Genomic DNA, 22,512 nt, shown 5'->3' with positions numbered 1-22,512 from the left:
ACGGTGAGACCCAATTCTGCCGGCGGCCCTGACCTCGCGGAGTTCCCGCAGGGCAAGGCTCGTGTTCAATGTCTGCCGCAAGAGTAGGAGCCCCTCAGAGTAGGAACACGAGTAGCACTCACCAGCGGCACGGACGCACTACTCAGGTTTCGTTCCGTTTCCGTGCGGAAATTACTCGGTTAGGACGTATCGGATTACCCGGTCCTAGGTGCCGGAGCGGCTTTGCGCGTGCAGGCGGCCAGCGGAGCTGATCATTCCCGCTTCGTCAGTACGTTCTGCAGATCGGTCCTGCCCACAACGTGCAGCCGGGCGAATACGCGGCCCAGGTGCCAGTCCACGGTCCGCGCCGACAGGTGGAACCGCCGACCCAGATCGGCACTGGTTTCACCTGCTGCGGCCCGCAGCGCCAGATCCCGCTCGAAGTCTCCCAGCTGCGACAGCCCGTGCTCGACACTGTTTCTCGGCGACAGTGTCCGAAAGGACCGATACTCCAGCTGCCGCGCCCGCCGCAGCAGCGCCCGGTTGCTGCCGCCGTCGGCCAGCTCGCGGGCGGCCTGCGCAGCGGCGTGGCCCAGGAGGCTGTTCCGCTGCCTTAGCGCCGCTTCAGCGGCCATGATCAGGGCCGGAACGTCGTCGTTCAACAGGCCGGCTGCAAGGTGGGCGTACATGTCGGCCGGCGCTCCGTCCGCGGCGTCGGCCGCCGCGGCAAGATCCTGCGCGGCCGCCCGGTGCCCGCTGACCGCCGCCGCCGAGAACCCGAGGAGTGCGCTCGGGACGTCCCCGGCCTTCAGCGCGTCCGAGGCAAAGAGATAAAGCTCATCCGCTGCCGCTGGCGGTGAGTAAGCCCGCGACGCCAGCAGTCGGAAGTACCGCTGGGCTGATTCGGTGCCGGGATCGGTGTGATCGTGAGCTTCCGGGGGCGATTGCAGGTCCGCAGCACTGCCTGTCTCCCGCTTGAGCAGGCCGCAGTAGGCTGCAGCTGCGGCGGCGAGGGGCAGCATGCCATCCGGATCATGGGATTCAAGCTGCGCCAGCGCCGGCTGGAGAAACTCCAGTGCCACATCGCAGCGCCCGGCGTAGGCGTGCACCAGCCCCAGGGGAAGTTCAGTGCCGGTGGGCGTGCACAGCCCGGAGCTGTTTCCGGGATCCGCAGCTGCGGAGGTCATGGCTTGCGCAGCCCCCAGCTCACCGCACTGAATCAGCAGGAAAAAGAGGTGGTGGAACAGCTGCTCCCGGGTGCGGACGTCGGCCTGGATGCCGGCCGCCAGTCTGTTTCGCACCTGGCCCGCCAGCGATGCCGCTTCAGCAAACCGGCCGGCGGCAGCACTCTGCTGGGCGCAGCGGATTCCGGCCCACAGCCGGCGGGCCGCCGGCACGGCCGGATCGGCGAAGTCGTCGGCCAGGGACGCCGGCATTTTGCTGAACCGGCCGGCAAGGGACAGGAGCTCGGCCCGCGCCAGCGTGACCTCCAGCGTGGGACCGGGCTGCGCCCCCGTGTCTTCGGGCAGCAGCCGTTCGGCCCGTTCCAGCAGCAGCTCCGGATTGTCCCAGCAACCCGGCGTGCGGGCCGCCGCAAGGGCACGGCCGATCAGGAGCCTCAGGCGCAGTTCCGCCGGCGCATCGTCCGGGTTGCCGGCGCGCCCGGTTTCCGCTGCGGCAAGAACCCGATGCGCCTGCGTGTGCTTGCCCTCGGCCCTCAGCGCATCCGCTTCCTCCAGCAGAACGGCAAGGGGCCGCGGGGCGACGACGGCACGCGCATACCGCAGTGCCGCGTCGGTGTCACCCGTTTCGTTGGCCCAGCGCGCGGCAGCGAGGGCGCTCGGCCCCTCCGGTGCGATTCCCACGGAGAGGGACCAGTCGGCCAAACCGGCGGCGGTGGCTGCCGTGAGGGCGGTCAAATCAACAACCCGCGTCATCTCGGACCACAGGTCCCGGCTGCGGCCGAAGGGAATCCTGGCCGCGATCGTGGCCGGCTGGAGATGCCAGGCCAGCCGGACGGGCTGGCCATGTCCCCCATTGATGGTGACCACCGATCCTTCTTCGAGGGAGTCCAGGGTGTGGGCGGGGACGAGCTGCAGGACAGTTGCCAGCGGCAGTTCGCGGCAGAGGGCCAGTATTTCCACCGCGCGCCGTTCCTCGCCGGTGAAGCGGCGCAGCACCGCTTCCACGCGTTCCAGCAGCTCACCCGTGTGCACGGGCGGGCCGACCCAGGTCCAAAAGCCGCGCCGGTGCACCAGGGACTTGGCCGCGATGTGGTCCCGGCAGAGCAGCGAGGCCAGCAGGGGATTTCCCCTGCTCTGCTGCCACAGCATCTGCCGCGCCCTGGTGGTCAGCGGTCCGCCGGCGGTCTTGGCCAGCAGTTCCCCGGTCCGCACCGGGTCAAGGGGTGCCAGGTCGAGCCGCTTCAAGGATCCGTCCGTCCACAGCCGGACATATTCCTGATGGCACCGGATCAGGTCACCGCAGATCAGCAGGAGGGCCACGGTTCCCCGCCGGCAGAGCTCCGAGGTCACCAGCACAGCCAGTTCATCGATCTCCTCGGCGTTGTCGATCACCATGATGATCCGCCGTCCGGCCGCCTGCCGGAGCAGCAGGGCTTCCAGTGCACGCAGCACCTGGACCGGGTTGGCGAGTTCCGCCGCGGGCAGATCACTGAGCAGCCAGGCCAACGCGCCGTATGGTGTCTGGGCCGAGAGGTTGCTGCCGCGCAGTTGTACCTGGAATCCGCCGTAGCGTTCCGCGGCTTCCCGGGCGAGGGTGGTTTTGCCAATGCCCGGCGCGCCCAGGATGACCGCCCCGCGGCCGTCGAGCGAAGCCGTGACCACGCCGCGCGCGGCATCGCGCGCATCACTGAGGAGCTGCCGCTGCACCGGTGCGGTTGCCCGTTCCGGGTTCGGAGAAACAGCCGGCGCCGCGCTGCTGCGGGCGTCTGCAGGCCCGGTGGGCGGGCTGGGATGTTGAAGCGTACTCATCGGGGACCTTAATGATTAGCCGAGCGCGTCGCGCGGCTGGCGGGTCACAGCCGGCTTCTTCCCGAGACCTTGCTACCCCCGGCAGGAACCAGCCCGCCAAGGATCATCCTCACCCTAAGGTTTTCCGCCGGGAGTCCGCACGGGTACCGGATACCCGATCCGCTGCCACCCGGGTGCGTGGATTTACCTTGAGCCGGCCCCGCCGGTACTGGTCCCGCGCCGAGGCGGGCGCCGTCGTCGTTCCTGCGCCGAGGCGAGCCGTCGTCGTCTTTCACGCGCCGAGGCGGGCGCCGTCGTCGTTCCCGGGCCGAGGCAAGCCGCCGTCGTCGTGCGGGCGCCGTCAGTCTTCGCTGTTGCGGGCCAGGAGCTCCGGCTTCAGGTCTTCTCTGCGGCTGATCCCAAGTTTTTCGAAGGTCCGGTAGATGTGTCCCTCCACCGTGCGAACCGAGAGGAAGAGCCGCTCGGCGATTTCAGCGTTGCGGCAACCCTGCATGACCAAAGCGGCGACGTCGTGTTCCCGGCGGGTCAGCAGGGGAACCCCCGCCTTCTGTTTCTGGCGCGCCGGGAGACCGTTTTTCTTGTTGAGTTCGCGCTGCACCCGTTTGAGCAGTGCCCGGTCGCCGCCGGCCCGGGCGAGGCGGAGGGCTTCCTCGGTGCACCGTTTGGCCAGGCGCTCCCAGCCCGGCTCCACCGGATCCGATCCCAGCCGCAGCAGCTCTTCGGCATCCTCGTCCAGGACGGCCCGGGCGAAGCGTCCGATCACCTCCGCCTGCGGACCTTCAAACTCTTCCGAGATCTTTCTCAGCCGGCTCATCCCGTCCAGGTCACCGAACGACAGGGCCAAGGTCCGCAGCTCCAGTTCAGCAGCCACGAACCCCGCGTGTTCGGCCTCAGCGGCCAGCTCCCCCAGCTCTTTCGGCGGTTCCCGTTCACCGGACATCACGGCCCTGGCCGCAGCCGCGTAACCGTGCGCCAGCAGCCACGACGCGGCGGCCCCCCGGCGGCTGAGGACCTTGATCTCAGCCAGCAGTCCCTCCGCTGCGGCGGCGCGGCCCTCGCCCGCGGCAATCAAGGCTCCCAGGCCGAGGGCAATCGGGAGCATGCCCTCGGAATCATGTGTCCGAAGCCCCTCGATCGCCGCGGACAGATGGGTCAAAGCTGCAGCGGAGTCGTCGTTCCGCAGGTTCAGGACCGCGAGCCCAAGGTCAGCCGTCCCGCCCACATGGACGAGTGCGCCGAAGATTCCGCTCACGCCCTGGCGCAGGGTCGCGTGCAGTTCCTCCCACTCCCCCAGCCACAGAAGCACGTCCACGTGCCGGTGCAGCACAAACAGCGAGTAGGAGAGGAAACGGTGCCCGCCGCGATCCAGGATAACCATGGCATCGCGGGAGAGAATCCCGGCTGCCCGGGCGCGGCCGGTGGCGATGAGAATCTCGGCCAGAAGCGCCTCAGCGACGAGGATGGCTTCGTCGTCGCCGGCCCTGCGCGCGTCAGCGAGGATCTCCTCGAGTTCTGCCTCCGCCGGGTGGAAGCTGCCGGCGGTAACCCTGCCCTTCAGCGCGAGCAGCCGGCCGCCGCGGCGCGAAGAGCTGATGTCCGCGATCAGCTCGGCGTCCGCGGTTTCGCTGTCCGCGCTGCGTTCAATGCGGTCGACGCCGGCCAGCCACTCCGCGGCGATGGCGGCCAGTCCTGAGGGATCCCCGTGGTTGTACAGATGCACCTGGACCCGGATCAGCACCGCCATCTTGAGCGTGGTCAGGTCAGATGCAACCGCCGTCACGCCGTCGACCAGTTCCCGTGCCGAGTCCAGGTGCCCGTCCTGAAAACAGGCCCGGGCCGCCTGCACCCGCGCCGCCAAGGCGTGGTCCGGCCCCTTGACGGCACCGGCTGTTCGAAGGGCCGCGGGGCTGTCAAAGACGTTGTTGGCCCGGTACGCGGCCGCCACCAGGTCCGCGTCGCTGACTTCCGCCCCGCAGTCCAACGACCAGCACACCCAACGCAGCAGGTTGTCCGATTCGCGCTCGGAGGGATCGGTGACGGTGAGCAGCCGCTGGCGCAGGCGGGCACTTCGGGCGGCCGGAACCAACCGGCGCACCACCTCGCCGTAGACCGGGTGCATGGGCCGCAGGAGCCGGCCCCGGCCAGCGGAGATCTTCACCAGCTTTGCTTCGGTCAGTGAATCCACGGCCCGGTGCAGCCCGAGTTCAAACGCTGTTGCGGCAGGCAGCGGCTCCGCCAGGGCAATAATCTCAAGGGCCTCGTGTTCCTCCTTGCTCAGACCCGCCAGCTGGGCCCTGAGCAGATCGCCCAACCGTCCCTCCGGCGGCAGCATCTGGTCTTGCAGAAGCCACACTTCGTTGCGGAGCACCAGGCTGCCCATCCGCACGGTTTCGGACAGCAACGCCAGGACCAGCATCGGATTTCCGCCGCTGACCCGTGCCAGATCAGTGCTGGTGCTGGTCAGCACCGGGCCCCCCAGGACCTGGACGCAAAGGTCCTTGACCTGGTCCTCGGTCAGCGGCAGCAGTTCATGCCGGGAAAGCGCGCCCTCCCACACCAGGCCGGCGAGGCCGGCGGGTATGTCGGCGATCCGCCGCGCCAGGAGGACAACACGGATCCGCGCCGACGCCACCAGCTGGGCGAGAAGGTCGGCGCCTGCCTCGTCAAGGGCGTCGGCATCGTCGATGATCAGCAGCGGCGCCGCTGCGGGATCGACGTCGTCGCCCGGAAACAGCCGCTGCAGCAGCGACCGCATCACGGCCAGCGGAGAATCGGTGTCCCGGGGGTCCAGGTCCGGGAGGAGCGGCGCCAGCGCACCGTAGGGGACGCGGGACAGCGAGGAGCTGGTGTGGATCCGGTGGACGCGGATCCGGCCTTCGGCTTCCGCCGCAACCGCGCCGGCCAGCGCGCTCTTGCCCAATCCGGCGTCGGCCACCACTACGGCACCTTGGCCGCCGGGTCGAAGGACGCTGGACAGCACGGCCTCCAGGACGGCCTCCCTGCCCACCAGCGGGCGCGCAGCAACCCCCTCTATCACGCAGTCCCCCCTGACTTCGGCATGATCACGGCTTACCCCAGAACCTCGGCGAGTTCCGAGCGGCCCGAAACGTGCAGCTTGTCGAAGATCTTACCCAGGTGCCAGTCGACGGTGCGCGGAGAGAGGTTCAGCGCTTCGCTTATTTCGGTCCGTGTCGCCGGGCTGGCTGCACGGCGGGCCAGATCCGCCTCAAACGGACTCAGTGCTGCCATCCGGGCGTGGACGGTATTGGCGTCGCGGAGTTTTCGGAAACTGGCGCGCTCATGACTCAGCGCGCTGCGGGCCAGCCCGCGTGACGTGGCGTCAGTCCTGCCGTCCAGCAGCACCAGTGCGGCGCGTGCGGCGTCGTTGCACAACAGTACGTTCCCCGTCCGGGACGCCAGCTCGGCGCTTTCCAGCAACAGCGCCGGATCGTTTCGATCGATACCCGCGCCGAAGCACCAGAGCGCCCTCGCCCAGCGGCCAGTGGCGGGGGCGGCGGCCTCCGCCAGTTCACGCGCAACGCTTTGATCGCCGTGCCGGGCGGCTGCAGCGAGGCAGAGCAGGGCAATCGCAACCATGCCCTGCTCGAGGCAGTGCCCGGCCAGGGAGCGCAGCTCGCCGCAGAGCCTGGGAATGTCCCCGGCCAGCAGGGCCTGGAGCCGAAGTGCATGCGTTAACAGCCGCACCGGTTGCTGCGGTTCAAACCTGTACTCTGCAGCAGCGGCGGCCTCCCGCCCGGCCTCCTCCGCGTTCCCCTGGAGAGCCAGGACATAGCCCACAGCAGCCTGCACGAGCGGAAGGACGTCATTGGAATCCTGCAGACGAATTTGACTGCTGACGGAGGTCACGGCGGAGAAGGCGCTGTCTTGCCTGCCCGCCAGCGCATGAGCCAATCCGATTGCGGCATCGCCGGCGCTGCCGCGAAAGGCCCGGCGGTTTCCGCCGTCCACCAGTTCGGTGACCAGCTCCTCGGCCAGCGAGTACTCACCACACGCGATCAGGGCCTGGAACATCCGGAGATGGGCGGAATCCATCGCACTTGCGGCAAGCGTGCTCCGGAACTCCTTCCGAAAAGCCGGCAGCAGCTGCAGCGCCTCTTCACCGTTGCCGGACATCGCGAGGAGCTGGGACTGCAGGGCGAGGCCCCGAAGTCGATGCGTCGGGCTAAGGGCAGCATCGGAGGCAACGGCGGAAAGCTGCCGATCCGGCACGTCAACGGTGCGTCCGGAATCAATGGCCAGGGAGCTGCGCCTCAGCAGCACCGCTGCCTCAGCCTGCCGATATGCGGCCTGGTCCTCGTAGGCGGTGAGGTCAGCGCCGATGCTGTCCAAGAGTTCAACCGGGTCACCGTGGTGAGGGAAGAGCCGCAGCAATCCCGCCTGATGCAGCCTCAGTTCCACCCAGGTTTCCAGCTGGCCCGGTTCCGGCACCCCGGCGATCCTGTCGAGTGCGCTCAGGGCCTCCGGATAATGCCCGGATTCTTCCAGTGCGTGGACTTCTTCCAGCAGCATTGCTTGGCTGCGCCGGGAAACCGGAACTGCCCGGATAAATTCCAGCGCGGATTCAGGATCGTCCGATGCAGTGGACAGCCGGGCCGCACGCGTGGCTGTCTCCGGGTCCAGGGTGCCTTGGCAGGTCAGCGACCAGCGGGCAAAACTGTCCAGCGCGGAAGGGCCCAGCAACGACGGATCCACCAGAGGCGAAACCTCTTCCCAGAGTTCCCGGCTGCGGCCCGGCCGCACGGCCCCGGCAACGGCGGCGGCAGTGCCGGCGCTGGCGAGCCGAATCACGCGGTCAGTGATGTCCACGACCCGGCCCTCTTCCAGGGAGTCCAGGGTTTCTGCGGGGAACAAGGTCTGCGCCACGGTCAACGGAATCTCATTGGACAAGGCCAGCAGCTCCACCAGGGAGCGCTCCGCCGGCGGGAGCCGTTTGAGCCGGGACGTGATCAATTCAGTGACTGTCCCAGAGAAGACGAGCGGCTTGGCGAGGCCCCAGACATCGCCCTGCAGGACGAGGCTTCCGCCATCAGCCTGATCCTGGGTCAGGAGCCTGATCATTTGCGGATTGCCGCCGGAGTGGCGGTGCATGGCCTGGGCCGCCACCGATGAGACCCGTCCCCCAAGGACTTTCTGCATCAGCTCCCGGGTCTGCTCCGCTGCGAGCGGAGGAACATCGATCCGGTGCAGCAGGCCTTCGGTCCACAGGGCCAGAAATTCCGGTGCCGACGCCGACAGCTTTTCAGCGGCCGCGAGGACGGTTACCGCGGAGCGGCGCACCAATTGGGAGAGGACCATGGCAGTTGAATCATCCAGGTGCTCGGCATTGTCGACCAGCAGCAGGATCCGCTTTCCCCCGGCCTGCCGCACGAAGCAGGATTCCAGTTCCTGCAGCAGCTTCAGGGGGCTGGAGGCCAGGCCTTCCGGCAGGTCGGAGATTAACCAGGCCAGGGCACCGAACGGAGTCCTGCCTGCGATCTGGCTTCCCCTGACCTTCACCACGTGAAAGGCCGAATTGGCGGCAGCGGCCCGCACCAGCGCGGTTTTTCCGATTCCGCCGGGGCCCACCACCACGGCACCGCCGCCCGCCTCGACGGCGCGCAAAACTTCGGCAAGGGAGTCGTCGCGGCCCACCAGCCAGCCGCGCTCCTCAGTGTCGGTCCCCATATGTATTTCCGCGCCCCCCGCGATTCAAATACGCCAGACGGCGGGCAACACACTGGCGCCCACAGCACGTTCGATGCTTGACGTCGGAGCTGAGAGTTCCTTTGTGGTGTTGCCGCCGCTCTCTGGTGAGCGTACGCCGGATGACGGCTTTCGTCTACTAGATACAAATGCATGAACAGGCCGGGTGGGAATGCCCAACCCGCGGCAGCAAAAAAACCGGGCGCCCGACGGGAGGAAAACAGTTCGGGGCCCGGTTGTTGTGCACCGGATAATTTGTCCGGTTATTGTGTAAAGGGACCGGCGCCGGGATGGGGGTGGCCCAGTCTCGGAGGCCTCCCGACGCCGGCCCCAGCTTTCAATGCCCGAAGGCATGGTTTAAGTCTAGGCCCGGGGAGGGAGTCCAACAATGGGGTTGGGTGCCTTTGCCGTGACGGGATCCGTACCCGTTTTTCTTCCCGGCACTACCTGTGACATGGGCGTTGGCTTCACGGCAGGCCGGCCGGAGATCGAAACAGGGGAAGTTTCAGGAGCCGACGGAATGGAATTTCTGCTGTGCGGCGGTCAGTCCGTCGGTCAGCAGCAGTTCCACGGCGTCCGCCGCGTCGCCGATCAGAAAGGGAAGTTCCTTGGCCTCGACGGAGGGAAAGTCCTTCAGTACGTAGTCGGCGGTGTCCATCCGGCCCGGGGGGCGGCCCACACCGACGCGGACCCGGAGATAGTCCTTGGTGCCCAGGGCCCGGCTCATGTCGCGGAGCCCGTTGTGGCCGCCTTCTCCGCCGCCGGATTTGAGCTTGACCGTGTTGAAGGGGATGTCGATTTCGTCGTGCACCGCCACCACGTGGTCGGCCGGAATGTCGAAGAATTTGCTCAGTGCCGACACGGGCCCGCCCGAGAGGTTCATGTAGGTCAGCGGCTTGGCCAGGATGACGCGCGGGCCGCCGATGCCGAGCCGGCCTTCCAGGATCTGTGCCCGGGACTTGTGGGTCTTGAAGTTCCCGCCCACCCGGGAGGCCAGGTCATCGAGGACCATCTGGCCGATATTGTGCCGGTTACGGCTGTAGCCGGGCCCGGGATTCCCGAGCCCGACTACAAGCCAGGTATTGCTGTTCACTGCAGGTACTGCTCCTTCAAAAGAACCGGACGGCTCCGTCACCGGGAGCAGACCCCGGAAGTGGATTAAGCTTCGGCGCCAACTTCAGCAGCTGCAATGGCAACCTGCTCGTCGGACGGAGCGCCGAGGTCCTGAACGGTGGACTCGGAGATGTTGATGACCATGGTTTCCGGATCGAGCAGGAGCTCGACACCGGCAGGCAGTTCCAGGTCGGAAGCGTAGATGTGCTCGCCGGCGACACGGCCTTCGATGCTGACCACGATGGTTTCCGGCAGGTTGGTGGCGTCTGCGGCAACCAGGACCGTGTTGGCTTCCTGGTTGTAGACGGAGGAGCCCGGTGCCAGTTCGCCTTCAACGTGGACGTTGACCTCAACCTCGACCTTTTCGCCCTTGCGGACGGTCAGCAGGTCGATGTGCTCGATGATCTGCTTGATCGGGTCGCGCTGGATGTCCTTGGCCAGGGCCAGGTGGGATTCGCCGTCCACGTCGATTTCCAGCAGGGCGTTGGCGGTGCGCACGGCCAGCGTGGTGGCCTTGGCGGGCAGCAGGATGTGCAGGACATCGGCGCCGTGGCCGTAAATGACTGCCGGGATCATGTTGTCGACGCGTGCCTTGCGGGCAGCACCCTTGCCGAATTCGGTGCGGACGGTTCCTGCGAGCTTCTGCTCAGACATTTCAAACTCCTGATATTGGATGTTCCGTGGTTGCCGGGACGAAGGCGCCGGTATGGGAACAGCGCCGCGCGCTTCGCTCCGATCCGAAGATCAGGCACGTGCGGTCAGAAGTTGCCAGCCACCGTCGATAACGGAGTAACGTCCGGAATTATCCGGACCTCTCCCTCGCCTAGGCATCGCAGACCATCCTACCAGCAGCACGCTGCCCGCTCGAACCGGAGTCCGAACGGGCAGCATCGCGGTGCGGTGGTGCAGGCCGCGGTGAGGCGGCCTTTGAAGGCTAGGCCTTGCCGTCGAAGAGGCTGGTGACGGAGCCGTCTTCGAAGACTTCCTTGATGGCCCGGGCAATCAGCGGGGCAATCGAGAGGACGGTCAGCTGGTCGAAGCGCTTGGCGGCGGGGATCGGCAGCGTGTTGGTGACCACTACCTCGCGGGCGCCGGACTCGGCAAGCGTGCGTGCGGCCGGGTCGGAGAAGACGGCGTGCGTGGCGGCGATGATGACGTCCTTGGCGCCGGCTTCCTTGAGTACGCGCACGGCGCCGGCGATGGTTCCGCCGGTATCGATCATGTCGTCAATCAGCACGCAGGTGCGGCCCGCGACCTGGCCCACGACCTGCTTGGACACGGCCTGGTTCGGCACGGTCAGGTCGCGGCTCTTGTGCACGAAGGCCAGCGGCGAGCCGCCCAGGCGCTCGGCCCACTGCTCGGCAACGCGGACGCGGCCGGTGTCCGGAGACACCACGGTGACGTTGGAAACGTCAACGCGGGTGCGGATGTAGTCGGCCAGCAGCGGAATGGCCATCAGGTGGTCAACGGGGCCGTCGAAGAAGCCCTGGATCTGCGAGGTGTGCAGGTCAACGCTCATGATGCGGTCCGCGCCGGCGGTCTTGTACAGGTCCGCGATCAGGCGGGCCGAGATGGGCTCGCGTCCGCGGCCCTTCTTGTCCTGCCGGGCGTACGGGTAGAACGGGGAGACCACGGTGATGCGCTTGGCGGAGGCCCGCTTCAGCGCGTCAACGGTGATCAGCTGTTCCATGAGCCAGTTGTTCATGGGTGCCGGGTGCGCCTGGATCACGAAGGCGTCGGTGCCGCGGACGCTCTCCCCGGGACGGACATAGATCTCGCCGTTGGCGAAGTCATAGGAAGCCAGCGGCAGCAGATCCGTGTCAAGACAGCGCGCGATCTCCTCGGCCAGTTCCGGGTGTGCCCGGCCAGTGGCAAGGACAAGCTTCTTTTCACCTTGTGCGGTGATCTCGCTGCTCATTAATGATCGCTTTCTCGCGTGGGGGAATCAGTTTCTGAGGAAGAGGTGCTGGTGGCGCCGGCCGCTGCTTCCGCGGCGGCGGTGCCGGGGCGGTTGGTCAGCACCCAGCCGTCGAGGTTGCGCTGCGGCGCTACGTTGATGGCCAGGGAGCCGGCCGGGACGTCCTTGCGGACCACCGTTCCAGCTCCACTGTACGCGCCGTCGCCCACTGTAACGGGGGCCACATACATGTTGTCGCTGCCCATCCGGACGTGCGATCCGATGGTCGTATGGTGCTTGTTCACGCCGTCGTAATTCACGAAAACCGACGCCGCACCAATGTTGGACTGCTCGCCGATGGTGGCGTCCCCCACATAGGAAAGGTGCGGAACCTTGGACCCGGCGCCGATGTTCGCGTTCTTGGTCTCCACGAACGTCCCGATCTTGCCCTTGGCACCCAGGACGGTGCCCGGGCGCAGGTAGGCGAAGGGGCCGACGTCGGCTCCGGCGCCGAGGCGGGCATCGGAACCGTGGGTGCGGACGACCTTTGCCCCCTCCCCCACGCTCACGTTGGTCAGCGTGGTGTCCGGGCCGACGACGGCGTCGCGCGCCACCGTGGTGGTGCCGTGCAGCTGGGTGCCGGGCAGGATGGTGACGTCCTCGTCGAGGGTCACCGAGCCGTCGATCCAGGTGGTGGCGGGATCCACGATGGTGACGCCGGCGCGCATCCAGCGCACCAGGTTCCGGCGGTTGTGCTCGGCGTTCAGGGCGGCCAGCTGGACGCGGTCGTTGGCGCCTTCCACCTGCCAGAAGTCGTCGGTGACCACGGCGGCGACCCGGCCGCCGTCGGCCCGGGCCAGGCCCAGCACGTCCGTGAGGTACATCTCGCCCTGCGAGTTGTCCGAGGTGACCTTTGCCAGCGCATCGCGCAGCACGGCGGCGTCGAAGGCGTAGATGCCGGAGTTGATTTCGGTGACGGCGCGCTGGGCGGCGTCGGCGTCCTTGTGTTCCACGATGGCGGTGACGGTGCCGTCGTCGGCCCGCAGTATCCGGCCGTAACCGGTGGGATCCGCCAGGTGGGCGGTGAGGACGGTGACCGCGTTGCCGTCGATGCGGTGGACGGTGACGAGCTCGCGCAGGGTGTCCGCTTCCAGCAGGGGAACATCGCCGTAGGTGACCACGACGGTGCCTTCCAGCGGAGTGAACCGATCCAGGGCCTCCAGGGCGACCTGGACGGCGCGGCCGGTGCCGGGGATGTCGTCCTGGTCCACGATCACTGCCTGCGGAGCGGCGGCGGCCACGTGTTCCGCCACCCGGTTCCGCTCGTGCCGCACGACGACGGCGAGGGCTCGGGGATTCAGGGCCTCGGCCGCGGCCAGCGCGTGGCCGACCATGGAGGTGCCGCCGACCGGGTGGAGGATCTTCGGCGTCCGGGACTTCATCCGGGTGCCGGCTCCGGCGGCCAAGACGATGACGGCGGCGGGACCGCCGCCGGCGCTTTCGATGGATTCGGCATCCTGAGTGGTCACGAAAAAGCGCTCCTGTTGTCGGACGGCCGCTGAAGGGGCGGCCGCCGGGGGTGTGGACCGGCACTGCTGCCGTTCCGCCCATAGGATTCGAACCTATACTCCACGGCTCCAAAGGCCGGGGTGCTGCCATTACACCAGGGCGGAAAATGTGCAGGTCGCCCCGCACACAAGAGTTTAGTTTGCCATGCCGGCGGACACCGGCGCGAGTTGGCGTCATTTGGGGCGCTCTGCGGGCGGTCCGGGGCGGGGCTCGTGCGGCTCCCGGTGGCCCGCCGGGGGCGTTCCCGGGAGTCCGCCGGGGGCGTTCCCGGGAGTCCCGGGGCCAGGCCTTAGACTGTGGAGGTGGTAAGAATTCCGGCGGGCGGAGCACGCCTGCGCATGACCGGCGTGCAACGGCGCGCACAGCTGCTCACCGTGGCGCGCAGCCTGTTTGCCCTGCGCGGGCTCGACGGCGCCACCATCGAGGACATTGCCGCGACCGCGGGTGTGTCCAAGCCCGTTGTCTACGAGCACTTCGGGTCCAAGGAAGCGCTCTACACCGAGGTGGTGGACGCCGAGTTCGACCGCCTCCTGACTGTCATCACCGAAGCGCTCGGCGCCGACGCCGGTCCCCGCGTCCTGATCGAGCGGGCGGCCTACGCCCTGCTGGACTACATCGAAAACCACACCGACGGGTTCCGCATCCTGGTGCGGGACGCACCGCCGTCGCAGCCCGAGGGCACCTTCGCCACGCTGCTCTCGCGGATCACCGGCGACGTGGAGCACATCCTGTCCAAGGAATTCGGCAACCGCGGCCTCAGCGCCGAAGTGGGCGGCATGTACGCCCAGATGCTGGTGGGCATGGTTGCCATGACCGGACAGTGGTGGCTCGACGCGCGCACCCCGGACAAGGCGACTGTCGCGGCACACCTGGTGAACCTGTCCTGGAACGGCCTGACCGGGCTGCAGAAGGATCCCGAGCTGCGCCACATGCAGCCGGCGGACCTGCCTTCCGGTTCCGGCGGCCTCCCCGTTGACGGCGGTCTCGCCGTCGAACCCCCGGTGGTGCTGACCCTTTCGGCCGTGCTGGTGCGCGATGACCGCGGCCGGGTGCTCCTGGTGCGCAAGCGCGGCACCTCGAAGTTCATGCAGCCCGGCGGCAAGCTGGAGCCCGGCGAGTCCTTCGCCGGGGCGGCTGTCCGCGAAGTCCGGGAGGAGCTGGGCCTGCAGCTGGCGGAGACGGACCTGTTGGATCTGGGCCGCTGGTACGGCCCGGCCGCGAATGAAGAGGACACCTTCATTGATGCCGGGCTCTTCGCGTGGACGATCTCCGCGGGAAGTGGCATCCACGCCGATCAGCTGGTGGCTGCTGCCGAAATCGAGGAGCTGCTCTGGGTGGATCCGGAGCAGGCCCTGGTCCGCGACGATCTCTCCCCGCTGCTGCGCGATCACATCCTGCCGCAGCTGCTCGCCGGCGCCTGATCCGTCCCAATTCCTCCCGAAAGGGACATCAGACTCACTCAAACCGCCCCGGGGCCGGATCTCTCGTGCAGATAATGCACTCAAACCACCCCGGGCCGGATCCTTCGTGCAGATAATGCACTCACATGGGCCGGTTTTGATGATTAGAAGCCCTCATCTGCACGAAGGAATTCTGCGGAGGCCCTGATCTGCACGAAAGATCTGCGCGGGGAACAAGAATCCCTGGCCCGCTCCGGTTTGGCAGGTAGAGAGTCCCCGAACGGCCGCCCCACATCCCGAGAGTGCAGGTATGGTGACTTCCGCCCCGGCCACCGCCCCGAGAGCGCAGGTATGGTGACTTCCGCTCCGTTTTGGTCGCCAGGCGTGCACACTCGAAACCCGCCGAGCCGCTGAAGTCGCCAGACGTGCACACTCGAGAGCCGCCGAGCCGCCAAAGTCAGCAGACCTGCACACTCGAAACCCGCCGAGCCGCCAAAGTTAGCAGACCTGCACACTCGGGAGCCGCCGAGCCCGAGACACCGACCCTGACCCCGGTTCTGCTGCCACTTTGGGATTCTGCTGCCAGTTTGGTAAATCCCTGCCAGTCCGCAGTGGCAGGGATTTACCAAACCGGTCGAATTTTCACAAAACGGAGGGAATCCGGAGCGGGCGGGCCCGGGAAGGGGCGGGCCCGGGAAGGGGCGGGCCCGGGAAGGGGCGGGCCCGGGAAGGGCCGGGACCCGGGAAGGGCGGGAAGGGCCGGTTCCGGACCAATACCGGACCCCCGCCCTCCCCTTTGAACCCAGAACCTGAACCCAGACCCGGAACCGGGCCGAGAACCCCTACTCCAGCTTTTCCGAGGCCTGCAGCCACTGCAGCTCCAGGTCCTCCTGCTCGGAGGCCAGGGTCTGCAGCTTCTTGTTCAGGTCCGCCAGCTGCTCGAAGTCTGCTCCGCCGGACTTCTCCGTGGCAGCGGTCATCTGGGTGTTGACCTTTTCGACCTGCGCCTTGAGCTTGGTCATCTGCCGGTCGATCCGGACCAGGTCCTTCTTGGCGATCCGCTTCTCGGCCTCGGAGGCACCCGAGGCGGTGGCCACCGCCGTCGCCACTCCGCCGCCGGAGCCCGGACGCGAGGAGCCGGCCGCAGCGGCACGGGCCGCCTGCGAGGAGCCGCGGGCGGCAGTCGACGCCGAGGAGTTCGCCGCCAGCGCCTGGCCGCGCAGCTCGAGGTACTGGTCGACGCCGTTGGGCAGTCCGCGCAGCTTGCCGTCGCCGAGCAGGGCCATCTGGTGGTCGGTGACGCGTTCGAGCAGGTACCGGTCGTGCGAGACCACCACGAGGGTGCCGGGCCAGCCGTCCAGGACGTCCTCGACGGCCGCCAGGGTGTCGGTGTCCAGGTCGTTGGTGGGCTCATCGAGCATCAACACGTTCGGCTCACCCACGAGCAGGCGCAGCAGCTGCAGCCGGCGGCGCTCACCGCCGGAGAGGTCCCGCACCGGGGTCCACTGGCGCTGCTGGGAGAAGCCCAGCTGCTCCACCAGCTGGCCGGCGGAAACGTCCTTGCCGCCGACGCTGAACACGCGCTTCTCGTTTTCGATGACCTCGATGACGCGCAGGTCGGCAACCTCGTCCAGTTCCTTGACCTCCTGCGTCAGCACGGCGGTCTGCACGGTCTTGCCGCGCTTCAGCCGGCCCGACGTGGGCTCGATTTCGCCGTTGAGCAGGCGCAGCAGGGTGGTCTTGCCGGCGCCGTTGACGCCCACCAGGCCCAGCCGCTCCCCCGGCGCCAGGCGCAGGGTGATGTTCTTGAACAGCTCGGTGTCGCCCAGGGTCAGGGACACTTCTTCGAGGTCCAGGACGTCCTTGCCGAGGCGGGCGGTGGCCATCTTGTTCAGCGACAGGGTGTCGCGCGGCTCCGGCACGTCGGCGATCAGGTTGTTCGCCGCCTCGATGCGGAACTTGGGCTTGGCGGTGCGGGCGGGGGCGCCGCGGCGCAGCCAGGCCAGTTCCTTCTTCACGAGCTGCTGGCGCTTGCCCTCCATGACGTTGGCCGTGCGGTCGCGCTCGGCGCGGGCCAGCACGTACGCTGCGTAGCCGCCGTCGAAGGGGTCGATCATCGCATCGTGGACTTCCCAGGTGCGCGTGCAGATTTCGTCCAGGAACCACCGGTCGTGGGTGACCACGAGCAGGCCGCCGGCGTCGGAGCGCCAGCGGTTCTTCAGGTGCTTCGCCAGCCAGGCCACGCCTTCCACGTCCAGGTGGTTGGTGGGCTCATCGAGCATGACGACGTCGTCGTCCCCGGTCAGCAGCTTGGCGAGGGCGACGCGGCGCTTCTGCCCGCCGGAAAGCGAGGAGACGGAGGCGTTCCAGTCCACTTCCTGGATCAGCCCGCTCATGACGTCGCGGATGCGCGCGTTCGAGGCCCACTCGTAGTCGGCGGCGTCGCCCACAATGGCCTGGCCGACGGTGAGGTCTCCGTCCAGCACGTCCGACTGGTCCAGATAGCCGACCGTGACGTCGCGGCGGCGGGTGACGCGGCCGTCGTCGGGCGTCTGCCGCTCGGCGAGCAGGCGCATCAGGGTGGACTTGCCGTCGCCGTTGCGGCCGACAACGCCAATGCGGTCCCCCTCTTCCAGGCCCAGGGAAACCCCGTCCAGGATCGTGCGGGTGCCAAAGGAAATGCTGAGGTTCTCAGCACCAAGCAGGTGTGCCAATCGGTACTACTTTCTTGTCGGGTCAGGGATTTACGGGTGTTGTGCAGGTTTGGAAAGGTCAGCCGACGACGGCGGGGGCCAGCCGGGCGCCGTGGACCGGCCCCTCGACGGCGAGGGCGCGGTGCCCTTCGGCACGCAGCGCCGCTTCAAGGTCCGTTGCCGCGTCCGCGTCTTCGGCCAGGAAGGCCACCGTGGGCCCGGAGCCGGACACCATGCCGGCCAGCGCGCCGAGCCGTTCGCCGGCGCGCAGGACGCCGTCCAGCTCGGGAGCCAGCCGGAGCGCCGCGGCCTGCAGGTCATTGGACACAACGGCTGCCAGCTCCCGGGCATTCCCGGAACGCATGGCTGCCAGGATCTGCGGATCGACGGCGTCCGGCTCTGCGGCGTGCACCTGCTGTTCGTCGCGGAGGGCGTCAAGGGCGCCGTAGACGGCCGGCGTGGAGAGGCCGGCGTCGGAGGCGACCAGCACCCAGTGCAGCGGCGTCTTCGAGATGGCCGGGGTGAGTTCGTCTCCCACTCCCAGGCCGACGGCGATGCCGCCGAGCAGCGAAAAGGGCACGTCAGCGCCCAGGCCGGCCGCGATGCCGGCCAGTTCCTGCCGCGACAGGTGAGTGTTCCAGAGGGCGTCGCAGGCCACCAGGGCCGCCGCGGCGTCGGCCGATCCGCCGCCCATCCCGCCGGCCACGGGAACCCGCTTGGTGATGTGCAGGTGCACGCCCGTGGGGTTGTCCGCGTACGCGGCCAGGGCCTGCGCGGCGCGTGCGGCAAGGTTGTCCGGGCCCAGCGGAATGTCACCGACGGGAACCTGCAGTGCGCCGTCGCTGTTCACCGTGACGGTGATGCCCGGGGTCTCGGTGACCGTGGCGGTGATCTCCTCGAACAGCGACACGGCCAGATAGACGCTGGCGACCCCGTGGTAGCCGCTGGGCCGGAGCGGGCCGACGCGCAGTGACACGTTGATCTTGCCCGGGGCGCGGACCCGCACGGAGGCAGGGGCCGCCGCCGGGGGTTGTGCGGATGAAAACTTCGCTGCGCTCATATCTTCCAACTTAGAGGAAGTGCCGCCCGCGCCGTTAATGCGGGGGCCTGCGCCTAGACCGATGCTGCGCCGTCCGCTTCGCTGCCGGATGCGCCGTCCGCGGCCGGCGATGCGGCAGGCGAGGCTGCAGGCTCGGCACCCTTGGCCTCGGCAATCCGCGCAAAGGCGTGGATGTCGATGACCTCGCCGCGGGCCTTCGGATCCACTCCGGCGGCCACCAGCGCATTCTCCGCCTGGGCGGGGCTGCCGGCCCAGCCGGACAGTGCTGCGCGCAGGGTCTTGCGGCGCTGGGCGAAGGCGGCGTCGATCACGGCGAAGACTTCTTCACGGGTTGCCGTTGTCTCCAGCGGTTCGTGGCGGGTGAACCCGACCAGCCCGGAGGCGATCTTGGGGGCCGGCCAGAAGACGTTCATCCCGATCACCCCGGCCTTGCGCATGGTGGTGTACCAGGCCGCCTTCACTGAGGGCACGCCGTAGACCTTGGAACCGGGCACCGCGGCCAGCCGGTCCGCGACTTCATCCTGGACCATGACCAGTCCGTGCTGCAGGGAGGGGAAACGCTCGAGCAGGTGCAGCACCACGGGCACTGCCACGTTGTACGGGAGGTTGGCCACCAGTGCGGTGGGCTCGACCGGCAGCTCGGTGATCCGCATCGCGTCGCCGAGGACCACATGGAGCTGGCCGGCTTTTTCCGGCCGCCAGGATTCGACGGTGGCCGGCAGCCGCCCGGCCAGGACGGGGTCGATTTCGACGGCGACGACGGACCGGGCCGCGTCCAGCAGCCCCAGCGTGAGCGAGCCTAGGCCGGGTCCGACTTCGAGCACCGTTTCCTCGGGGCCGATGCCTGCGGCGGCGACGATGCGGCGGATGGTGTTGCCGTCAATCACGAAGTTCTGCCCGAGGGTCTTGGTCGGGCGTACTCCCAGTTCATCGGCCAGGGCGCGGATATCGGTGGCACCCAGCAGCGGTTTGACCGGAGGACGGGAGGCGGAAGCGGATTCAGTCACTGAGTAATACTAGCCGAGCGCGCCATCCCGGCCCGGTCCGGTCGGGCCAGGTTCCCGCCGCCGCCGCGGGCCGCGCGCCGGGCGCAAACTCCTGTTCGTCGCGTTTCCTCCCGTCAACGGGCAAGCACCCTGCCATCCCCGTGACGTGGTCGGTAGCCTTTTGCACGGAGGCACAATTCACACAGAGGCACGATCCACACGGATGCACCGCTCAAATGTCCCGCGGCGTTCAGGTGTCCCGCGGCCCAAGATCGGCGGAAATGGCAAATGGGCGAAATGTTCGGAAAACGGCTTCAATTCGTGCGCACGGACCGCTGCCTGACCCAGTCGGAACTGGGCGGGAGCACCTTCCGGGCACGGGAGATATCACAGCTGGAAAAGGGCCGGCGGGAACCGCCCCGAGGCGCCGTCCGGATCCTGGCCGAACGGCTCACGGCGGTGCCGGGCTATCCGCGGCCGCAGAGCGGTGCCGACAGCCGAGCCTTTCTGGAGTTCTCCGCCGCGCAGGCCTGGGACGAACGGAATTACCGGGCTGCCCGGCGGTTTGCCCAGCTGGCGGCCGACGCCGCACTGGCCGAGGGCGACCCAATGGGCTGGTGGGAGCTCACTTTCCTGGCCGCCGTGTGCCTGCACCGGCTGCATCAGTACGCTGCGTGCGTGGAGGAGGCGCAGCTGCTGGCCCGGCATCCGCTGGCGGCCGAAGGGCAACCGCTGCGCCCGCAGGCCGAAACGCTGCTGGCGACGGCCTGCCAGGGTGCCGGGCGCCTGCCCGAAGCGGTGGACCACGCCCGGCGTGCGCTGGAGCTGGGGTGGTCGGTGCGGCTGGACGCCGGTCAGCACATAGAGGTGTACCAGGCGCTGATCGGAGCCCTTTCGGAGAGCGGCCTGCAGGACGAGGCCTGGGGGTACTGCCGAACACTGCTGATTCCCCTGCTGGAGGCCTCCGCGGACCGGCAGGCGGCCGGCAAGGGCTTCTGGGCCGTGGGCGACGTGGCCTTCCGCCGCGGTGACGCCGCCGCCGGCGTGCGCTATCACGGCCGGGCAGCGTCGCTCCTGACGCCGGCCGCGGACCTGGAGGTTTGGGCCGCGTTCACCCGCGGCTCGGCGGCCCTGCGGCTGGCGGAGGGGCTGCACGACGCCGCCACCCGGGAGTGCCTGATGCACGCCGAAACAGCACTGTCGGTGGTGGGCGGCACCGAGGAAGAGAAGCTGTCCAACCTGCACAGCCGCGGCCGCTGGCTGCAGCTGACCGGCAACCATGTGGGGGCAGTCCAGGTGCTGACCGACGTCTACGAGCACCGCGAGGCGCTCTCACCACAGGGGGCCGGCGAGGTGGCCCTGCACCTGGGCCTGAGCCTGGCGGCGCTGGGCAGCGACAGGGAGGCCGCGGAGTTTTTGGATCAGAGCGCGGCGGCGTTCTCGGCCGCCGGCGCGCTGGAACGCGCCGGTCACGCCGGACGGCTGGCAGTCAAGGCGCGAACCGGACTTCCGCTGGGCTTAACCGGCGGAACCGGGACCTGATTACAGGTCCCGGTTCCGGGTTGTGCAGCCGAACTGGATTCGGGCTGCGCGCTTTCCAGCGGCCTTGGCAGCCAGGCTCTGTCAGAGCAAGCTGCCTTAGAGCAAGCCAAGCTTCGCGGCGCAGGACGGCCAGTGGCCCCATCCGCCGTTGGCCCGAAGCTTCTCGGCCACGGCAATCTGCTGTGCGGGGGTAGCTCCGGCAGCAATCGGCGCGTACTGGCCGCCGCCGGCGCCGAGCCAGCTGGAGGCGCTGAACTGCAGCCCGCCGGAGTAACCGTTGCCCGTGTTGATGTGCCAGTCTCCGCCGGATTCGCACTGCGCCAGCGCGGCCCAGTTTCCACCGGCTGGTGCAGCGCCGCCCGGTGAAGCCGGTGCCGATGCCGACGCCGGGGCCGGTGCCGGTGCCGGCTTTGCAGGCTTCGCAGGCTTCTTCTTGGTGCCCACGGCGATCTTCTCGTCGGTCGGCGGGACCGCAACTGTTTCGCTGACCAGGGTGCGGCTGGCCTCGCGGCCGTCAACCAGGACCGTGTCGAAAACCCGGACAATCTCGCCGGGAGTTCCCTTCACCGTCACCTTTTTCTCACCCTCAAGGAGGTTGGGGTCAGGCACTTCGGTGGTTTTGTAGGGCACGGGCTCGGCGACCGTGTCCTTTTCGCCGGGCTGCACGCGGGTGACCTTCAGAGCCATGCCGTCCGCCAGGGCAGCGGTGGACGGGGCGGACAGCCGGTCGGTTGCGGCAAGGGTTATGCCCGCTTCGTCCAGCAGTTCGGCGACGGTACCCGCCGTCGTCGGGCGGTTGTAGGACTTGCCGTCGAGCACCATGGTGACGGTCTTGGGGGTGGAGATCGAAATCGGATCGTCCAGCCCGGTCAGTTCGGTGTCCAGCGACGCCGATACGGCCGAGTTGGAGGCGACGCGCAGCTCCGAGACCAGGTCGGCCACGGTCTGGCCGGTGGTGCTGACGGTATGGCCTTCGCCGTCGAGCGTGACGTCCACGGTCTTGGCCTTGAAGACCTCGATGCTGGCGCCGTCGGTGACCTCGGTGGCCAGATCGGGGCTCACCCGGTCGGCGGCGGTGACCTGGACATCGGCCTTCTGCAGGACTTCAGCGACGGTGCCGCCGAAGGTCTTGACGTCGCTGCTCTGACCGTCGACGGTCAGCGAAACGGATTTGTTGGTGCCGACAAAGGCCACCAGCCCCAGGATGAGAGCGACCATTACTACGGCCTGCCCGGTCAGTTTTACCCCACGCCTCAGGAGTGCATGTGCCACGAAATTCCAAACGTTATGAGCGTCCGGGCACGGGGATGAGGGCGCGTGGCAGCCGTTGTCCCCGGATCTCACGGGGCGGCACTGTGCGCAGGCGAGGAACCGCTGCCGCAACCAGGCACAGAGGCATCGCCGCATCTCAAGCGAAATGAGCGCGCCACTGTTCACAGGACGGTGTGTGGTTCGATATTAGTTCCGGCGCCTTCCCCGACCCCGGCTAATAGCTCCTTACCGTAATCGAACCGTGATGTGAGAGCAACCCGAGGTTTTTGAGCTCCCAAGTGGTCCATGGTGCTGATGTGACATGG

The 22,512-nt window shown here is 68.2% G+C and carries 13 protein-coding genes and 1 tRNA gene; 2 read left to right on the top strand and 12 right to left on the bottom strand.

The window, feature by feature from the left end:
• Positions 1-251 precede the first annotated feature (251 nt).
• The 8 genes from QNN99_RS14150 to QNN99_RS14115 form a co-directional block, all read right to left on the bottom strand.
• Positions 252-2,972, bottom strand: coding sequence for an AAA family ATPase (locus QNN99_RS14150; protein WP_229967205.1), 2,721 nt, complete (start codon positions 2,970-2,972; stop codon positions 252-254).
• A 340-nt stretch (positions 2,973-3,312) separates the two neighbouring features.
• Complete coding sequence (locus QNN99_RS14145) at positions 3,313-6,009, bottom strand: LuxR C-terminal-related transcriptional regulator (RefSeq protein WP_229967203.1); 2,697 nt, start codon at positions 6,007-6,009, stop codon at positions 3,313-3,315.
• A gap of 32 nt (positions 6,010-6,041) precedes the next feature.
• Positions 6,042-8,657, bottom strand: a complete 2,616-nt coding sequence (locus tag QNN99_RS14140; protein WP_229967201.1) for a helix-turn-helix transcriptional regulator — start codon at positions 8,655-8,657, stop codon at positions 6,042-6,044.
• Between the two features lie 523 nt (positions 8,658-9,180).
• Positions 9,181-9,768, bottom strand: a complete 588-nt coding sequence (gene pth / locus QNN99_RS14135) for an aminoacyl-tRNA hydrolase (protein WP_229967199.1) — start codon at positions 9,766-9,768, stop codon at positions 9,181-9,183.
• Between the two features lie 65 nt (positions 9,769-9,833).
• Positions 9,834-10,442 (bottom strand): 50S ribosomal protein L25/general stress protein Ctc, encoded by a 609-nt coding sequence (locus QNN99_RS14130; protein ID WP_229967197.1) that lies wholly within the window; start codon positions 10,440-10,442, stop codon positions 9,834-9,836.
• 280 nt (positions 10,443-10,722) lie between these two features.
• The gene (locus QNN99_RS14125) at positions 10,723-11,706 is read right to left on the bottom strand and encodes a ribose-phosphate diphosphokinase (protein ID WP_210230341.1); all 984 of its coding nucleotides are present in this window, start codon (positions 11,704-11,706) and stop codon (positions 10,723-10,725) included.
• Positions 11,706-13,214 (bottom strand): bifunctional UDP-N-acetylglucosamine diphosphorylase/glucosamine-1-phosphate N-acetyltransferase GlmU, encoded by a 1,509-nt coding sequence (glmU, locus tag QNN99_RS14120; protein WP_284016009.1) that lies wholly within the window; start codon positions 13,212-13,214, stop codon positions 11,706-11,708. The genes QNN99_RS14125 and glmU overlap by 1 nt, the downstream gene beginning before the upstream one ends.
• A gap of 72 nt (positions 13,215-13,286) precedes the next feature.
• A tRNA-Gln gene (locus QNN99_RS14115) sits at positions 13,287-13,358 on the bottom strand.
• 198 nt (positions 13,359-13,556) lie between these two features.
• On the opposite strand from QNN99_RS14115, the gene QNN99_RS17425 reads away from it, so the two are divergent.
• Positions 13,557-14,675, top strand: coding sequence for an NUDIX domain-containing protein (locus tag QNN99_RS17425; RefSeq protein WP_331461786.1), 1,119 nt, complete (start codon positions 13,557-13,559; stop codon positions 14,673-14,675).
• A gap of 821 nt (positions 14,676-15,496) precedes the next feature.
• Here the strand turns inward: QNN99_RS17425 and QNN99_RS14100 are convergent.
• From QNN99_RS14100 to rsmA, 3 genes are read right to left on the bottom strand one after another with little or no spacing between them, the layout of a single operon-like run.
• Positions 15,497-17,368 carry an ABC-F family ATP-binding cassette domain-containing protein gene (locus QNN99_RS14100; protein WP_229967195.1) on the bottom strand — a complete coding sequence of 624 codons (1,872 nt, stop codon included), beginning with the start codon at positions 17,366-17,368 and terminating at the stop codon, positions 15,497-15,499.
• A gap of 58 nt (positions 17,369-17,426) precedes the next feature.
• Positions 17,427-18,407, bottom strand: a complete 981-nt coding sequence (locus QNN99_RS14095) for a 4-(cytidine 5'-diphospho)-2-C-methyl-D-erythritol kinase (RefSeq protein WP_229967193.1) — start codon at positions 18,405-18,407, stop codon at positions 17,427-17,429.
• Between the two features lie 53 nt (positions 18,408-18,460).
• Positions 18,461-19,414 carry a 16S rRNA (adenine(1518)-N(6)/adenine(1519)-N(6))-dimethyltransferase RsmA gene (gene rsmA / locus QNN99_RS14090; RefSeq protein ID WP_229967191.1) on the bottom strand — a complete coding sequence of 318 codons (954 nt, stop codon included), beginning with the start codon at positions 19,412-19,414 and terminating at the stop codon, positions 18,461-18,463.
• A gap of 267 nt (positions 19,415-19,681) precedes the next feature.
• Here rsmA and QNN99_RS14085 point away from each other — a divergent pair, with 267 nt between their 5' ends.
• On the top strand, positions 19,682-20,935 hold the full coding sequence (locus QNN99_RS14085; RefSeq protein WP_229967189.1) for a helix-turn-helix domain-containing protein: 1,254 nt from the start codon (positions 19,682-19,684) through the stop codon (positions 20,933-20,935).
• A gap of 96 nt (positions 20,936-21,031) precedes the next feature.
• Here QNN99_RS14085 and QNN99_RS14080 read toward each other — a convergent pair whose 3' ends face one another.
• Positions 21,032-22,153 (bottom strand): resuscitation-promoting factor, encoded by a 1,122-nt coding sequence (locus QNN99_RS14080; protein ID WP_229967187.1) that lies wholly within the window; start codon positions 22,151-22,153, stop codon positions 21,032-21,034.
• Positions 22,154-22,512: the final 359 nt, after the last annotated feature.

It is taken from the genome of Arthrobacter sp. zg.Y820 (genome assembly GCF_030125555.1).
Taxonomy (GTDB): Bacteria; Actinomycetota; Actinomycetes; order Actinomycetales; family Micrococcaceae; genus Arthrobacter_B.
The sequence above is the reverse complement of the archived record's forward strand: the minus strand, read 5'-3'. Positions and strand labels throughout refer to the sequence as shown.

Coding starts and splice junctions, on each gene's coding strand:
- QNN99_RS14085 (WP_229967189.1), top strand. CDS start 19,682: ATGGGCGAAATGTTCGGAAAACGGCTTCAATTCGTGCGCACGGACCGC.
- QNN99_RS14140 (WP_229967201.1), bottom strand. CDS start 8,657: ATGGGGACCGACACTGAGGAGCGCGGCTGGCTGGTGGGCCGCGACGAC.
- QNN99_RS14125 (WP_210230341.1), bottom strand. CDS start 11,706: ATGAGCAGCGAGATCACCGCACAAGGTGAAAAGAAGCTTGTCCTTGCC.
- QNN99_RS14080 (WP_229967187.1), bottom strand. CDS start 22,153: ATGGTCGCTCTCATCCTGGGGCTGGTGGCCTTTGTCGGCACCAACAAA.
- QNN99_RS14095 (WP_229967193.1), bottom strand. CDS start 18,407: ATGAGCGCAGCGAAGTTTTCATCCGCACAACCCCCGGCGGCGGCCCCT.
- QNN99_RS14130 (WP_229967197.1), bottom strand. CDS start 10,442: ATGTCTGAGCAGAAGCTCGCAGGAACCGTCCGCACCGAATTCGGCAAG.
- QNN99_RS14150 (WP_229967205.1), bottom strand. CDS start 2,972: ATGAGTACGCTTCAACATCCCAGCCCGCCCACCGGGCCTGCAGACGCC.